Consider the following 5,039-nt stretch of genomic DNA (forward strand, 5'->3'; position numbering starts at 1 on the left):
CATATTGCCAGACGCAATTTTAAACACAGGGCAAAAAGCCGTTGGTTGAGTTGTTTTCGACGTGGTTATTTAGTGATTAAAGCCGCATTTCTTAATCATTTAACATTACCACAAGGTGGCTTTTTTCTTGAACCCTGGCCCACATTTACTCCAGAACTTAATGTTTCCCAAATCACCTTCTCCTCTGCCTAATTTTTAAATACCTACCCTTGAAAGATCCCCCTCATCCCCCCAAATTGCAAATTGGTAAAGGTTGTTGTCACTGGTATTGGTTTAATTTCCGCCTTGAGTGGAAGCTTAGAGGATAGTTGGCAAAATTTGATTGCAGGTAAATCTGGAATTCGATTACATCAACCTTTTCCAGAAATTACACCACTTCCTCTAGGTTTGATTGGTCAAAAACCATCTGAGTTAACAATGTTGACTCAGATGGTTGTTTCTTGTGCTTTGCAAGATTCTGGGTTAGTTTCACCTTTAACTGATTGTGCTGTAGTCATTGGATCGAGTCGCTCTTATCAAGCGTCTTGGGAAATTCTGGCGCGGCAAATGTATGAAGACACGGTGAATTTGCCTGTGTCGTCTTTTGGAAATTGGCTAGATACATTACCTCACATGAACGCGATCGCAGCTGCAAGGCAAATTGGTGCATCAGGTATAGTTTTAGCACCGATGGCAGCTTGTGCAACTGGAATTTGGGCGATCGCTCAAGCAGCTTTGCTTATAAAAACTGGGCAATGTCAACGGGCGATCGCTGGCGCAGTGGAAGCGCCGATTACACCCCTCACTTTGGCTGGATTTCAGCAAATGGGTGCTTTGGCGAAAACTGGGGCTTATCCCTTTGATTTGCACCGGGAAGGCTTAGTGTTGGGCGAAGGCGCAGCTGTATTTGTTTTGGAATCAGCAGAGTTGGCAAAACAGCGTCAAGCAAAAGTGTATGGTGAAATTCTCGGTTTTGGCTTAACTAACGACGCATATCATAGTAATTCACCAGAACCCGAAGCCAAAAGTGCGATCGCTGCCATCAAACAATGTCTAGAACGTAGTTGTCTCTCACCAGCCGATATTGATTATATTCATGCTCATGGCACAGCTACCCAGCTAAATGACCAGATGGAGAGCATGGTAATCCAGCGTTTGTTTCCTCAAAGGGTAGCAGTTAGTTCCACCAAAGGAAGCACAGGTCATACACTAGGGGCATCTGGAGCTTTAGGTGTGGCTTTTTCTCTCATGGCATTAAAGCATCAAATTTTACCACCTTGTGTAGGATTGCAGCAGCCAGAGTTTGATTTAAATATCGTTTCATCTGCACGTCTAAGTAAAATTTGTCAGGTATTATGTTGCAGTTTTGGCTTTGGTGGACAGAATGCCGCGATCGCACTAGCAAAGTAAATTAGCCTATTAAACATCATTGATAAGTTTTGTTTAAGCATTTGTTGCAAATGTATAATCATTTGCTGCTAACGTTGAAGCATTTATAAGTTTTGTTTAAGTATTTCTTACAAATGTATAATCATTTGCTGCTAACGTTGAAGCATTTATAAGTTTTGTTTAAGCATTTCTTACAAATGTATAATCATTTGCTGCTAACGTTGAAACATTTATAAGTTTTGTTTAAGCATTTCTTACAAATGTATAAGCAATTGCTGCAAATGCTCAAGCAATTGTTACTAACGTTGGAACATTTACAAGTTTTGCTTAAGCGTTAGTTATAAATGCTCAAGCAATTGTTGCTAACGTTGAAACATTTACAAGTTTTGCAATAACTATGTCAGCCCCTTCGGGGAAGTCAAAAGTCAAAAGTCAAAAGTCAAAAGTCAAAAGTCATTGCGAACGGAGCGAAACAAAGTGAAGCAATCGCAAGGGTTGTGAACTAACCACAAGCTTTTTGGGCATGGGGAATGGGGCACTTGTACGCTCGCTAGTCGAAGTATGGGGCATGGGGAAGAGTTACCAATGCCCAATGCCCAATGCCCAATGCCCAATGCCCAATGCCCCAAGTCGGCGGGCGGCTATCCCTCTCCACCCACAAGGGGATGGAGTTTCCCGCCGACTTCCATAAAAATGTAACAAAAACTACAATATTTCGATTTTCCCAAAAAACAAAGATAAGCTAGGCATATATGAGATCCGGTTCGTAAAGATACCGTGATTAGGAGAAAATTTTATGATTTCAAAATCCCTATTGCTGTCAGAACCTGCTTCTCCAGGGCATATATGCCCATTTGACCAAGCCTGTAGCTACTTAGAAGCGGCAGCTAAAGAATTAAATTTAAATCAGGGTTTGCTGGAAATTCTCAGCCATCCGCGTAAGGTTGTCACGGTTTCCATTCCTGTGAAACTAGATGATGGGGAAATACAAGTTCTCGCTGGACATCGCGTGCAGCACTCCGATGTTTTAGGCCCCTATAAGGGCGGAATTCGTTACCATCCGGCTGTGACACTGCGCGAAGTATCTGCTTTAGCAATGCTGATGACTTGGAAATGTGCCTTGTTAGGTATTCCTTACGGTGGTGGTAAGGGTGGCATTGCTATAGATCCCAAACGCTACAGTGTTGGCGAATTAGAGCGAATCAGCCGCCGTTATATCAGCGAATTGATTAAAGATATTGGGCCTGCCGTAGATATTCCTGCCCCAGATATGGGTACTTCTGCCCGTGAGATGGCTTGGATGATGGACACTTACTCTGTGAATGTTGGTCATGCCGTACCAGGAGTTGTAACTGGGAAACCACTTTCTATTGGTGGTTCGCTGGGACGAGAAATGGCAACCGGACGTGGCGTGATGATTATTGTTCGTGAGGCGCTGGCACAGCAAGGTAAATCTTTAGCAGGTGTGCGAGTAGCCATTCAGGGGTTCGGTAACGTTGGTAGTGCCGCAGCAGAATTACTACATCTTGCAGGCGCGAAAGTTATCGCTGTTTCAACGGGTGCTGGAGGAATATTTTCTGAAGTCGGTCTTGATATTCCCAAGTTGAAAGTCTATGCTGCTGAAAATCGCAAGAGTATTATGGGTTTCCCGCAATCTGTACCAATTAGCAATGCAGATTTATTAACTTTGCCCTGCGATGTTTTAATACCGGCGGCTTTAGAAAACCAAATCACTGAAGAAAATGTGAATCAAGTGCAAGCACAAATTGTCGCAGAAGCGGCTAATGGCCCGGTTACTCTTGAGGCGAACTTGACGTTAGAGGCGCGGGGTGTGACAGTGCTACCGGATATATTGGCTAATGCTGGCGGTGTGGTAGTTAGCTACTTAGAGTGGGTGCAGGGCCTTTCTTACGTATTTTGGGATGAGGAGCGTGTTAACCGCGAAATGGAGCATTTGATGGTACAGGCTTACCATCGAGTGATTCAGCAGTCGGAGGTACGACAAATTCCTTTGCGATTAGCTGCTTATACTTTAGGAGTAGGTAGAGTGGCTCAGGCGCTGACTGATAGAGGTCTTTATCCTTAAAGTCCCTAACACCCCACCCCCAACCTCTCCCCTTAGTAAGCAGGGCTGTTTCATTCCCCAAAGAGCTTTAAAAATCAAGGGTTCTAGCGATTAAAAATTAGTTATTTTGTTACCAGCGTGCCGATCAAACGAACTATTTTACTGATATTTCAGTGCTTAAACGTTCATCTCTTCGTCACCCTTACTTACAATTTTCTCGCTATCATCTTGACAAATCCTGTTTGAAATGGAATGAAACAGCCCTGCCTTAGTAAGGGGAGTAAGGGGTGGGGTTGGCTCTTTGGGGTTCAAATTGTTTGATTTATGCAAGAGGTCTAATATTCAATTATTTATTGTGGGGTGGGCGTCTTGCCATTGGTGTCAACTTAAGCTAGAAATGGCTTAACTGTTAGCTTCCTCACCCACCCTGAACTGAAGTTCAAGGCTAATAGCTAAAGTCTACTGAAGTAGACTTAAGATTTTTGGCTATATTTAGTCATCTTCAGATGACACCAATGGCGTCTTGCCCGCCCATAGCCCAAGGCGGGCAAGACGCCCACCCTACAAGATTGGATCATTTATTTGTTGGAAGTCCCTAACTGAACTGTATTGCGCTATAAGTGGTTACGCAAAATTATTTATGTCATTGCGAACGAAGTGAAGCAATCCAAAGCCGCAAGCGAATTGCTTCGTTTCGCTTTGCTCCACTCGCAATGACAAATGTATATTTAATTTTGCACAACTACTTAGTAATCATTGCCCAGAAGGTGCAGCAGCATGAATCAAATCTGGCTTTTCGTCACTAGGAGGACGCTCAATAGTTTGAGCCGATGTAGGACGTTGATGGCGTAGTTTACCGCCGCAGGCATCGCTAGTTTGGATCTGCACAGGTTTACCCGTATCAATTGACTCGTAAAGCGCTTGAATAATATTAACATCAATCAATCCTTCAATTCCAGATGGTTCTGGATCTTTATCTTCAAGAATACAATCAGAGAAGTAGGTAAATTCAGCCGCTAGTTGATCGTGATCCTCAAAGGTACGCTCTTGGGTTTCACCATTAATTGTCAGGTAATGCTTAATTTCTCCCTGCCAAGAATATGCAGGTTTTACTTGCAAATCGCCTTGAGTACCTACAATTTGATAGGTTGAAACACTTGCTGCTCCAAAGCTACAGGTAAATGTTGCCAATCGCTCATTGGGAAAACGTAAGATAACGCTAGCCATTTCTTCCACTTCGCTGAAGCGTTGCTCTCCGTTATTGGCAGCTACAGCAAATACTTCAATTGGTTCATCTTGAAATAGGTAACGTGCAGCATTAATGCAGTAGATGCCAATATCATAGAGCGTCCCACCACCTGTAACATCGCGTAAACGAATATTGCCTTCTTCTACTTGTTGAGTAAAAACCGAGTTGAAAATCCGTGGTTCACCAATTTGCTTTGAGCGGAGAATTTCGACTGCTTGTAAATTGGCTTCTTCTAAATGTAAACGGTAGGCGATCATCAGCTTTACATTATTGTCATTGGCAGCTTTAATCATTGCCTCACATTCTTCTTCTGTTACTGCCCTCTGCTTTTCACGTAAGACATGAATTGCCTGATTA

At 43.1% G+C, this 5,039-nt stretch carries 5 protein-coding genes; 4 read left to right on the plus strand and 1 reads right to left on the minus strand.

Translation table 11 applies throughout. From position 1 onward, the window contains the following. The 4 genes from LC574_RS26160 to LC574_RS26175 form a co-directional block, all read left to right on the plus strand. Positions 1-192, plus strand: a 192-nt coding sequence (locus LC574_RS26160; protein WP_229456446.1) for a hypothetical protein, incomplete at its 5' end; no start/stop codon positions are given. Between the two features lie 51 nt (positions 193-243). Further along, positions 244-1,389, plus strand: coding sequence for a beta-ketoacyl-ACP synthase (locus tag LC574_RS26165; RefSeq protein ID WP_229456447.1), 1,146 nt, complete (start codon positions 244-246; stop codon positions 1,387-1,389). A gap of 540 nt (positions 1,390-1,929) precedes the next feature. After that, positions 1,930-2,067, plus strand: coding sequence for a hypothetical protein (locus tag LC574_RS26170; RefSeq protein WP_229456448.1), 138 nt, complete (start codon positions 1,930-1,932; stop codon positions 2,065-2,067). 97 nt (positions 2,068-2,164) lie between these two features. Then, positions 2,165-3,454: a Glu/Leu/Phe/Val dehydrogenase gene (locus tag LC574_RS26175; RefSeq protein WP_229456449.1), complete on the plus strand. Its 1,290-nt coding sequence runs from the start codon at positions 2,165-2,167 to the stop codon at positions 3,452-3,454. A gap of 732 nt (positions 3,455-4,186) precedes the next feature. Here LC574_RS26175 and LC574_RS26180 read toward each other — a convergent pair. Further along, positions 4,187-5,039, minus strand: an 853-nt coding sequence (locus LC574_RS26180; RefSeq protein WP_229456450.1) for a Gfo/Idh/MocA family protein, incomplete at its 5' end; no start/stop codon positions are given.

The sequence above is a fragment of the Nostoc sp. CHAB 5715 genome, assembly GCF_020829685.1.
In the GTDB taxonomy this organism is placed as follows: domain Bacteria; phylum Cyanobacteriota; class Cyanobacteriia; order Cyanobacteriales; family Nostocaceae; genus Nostoc.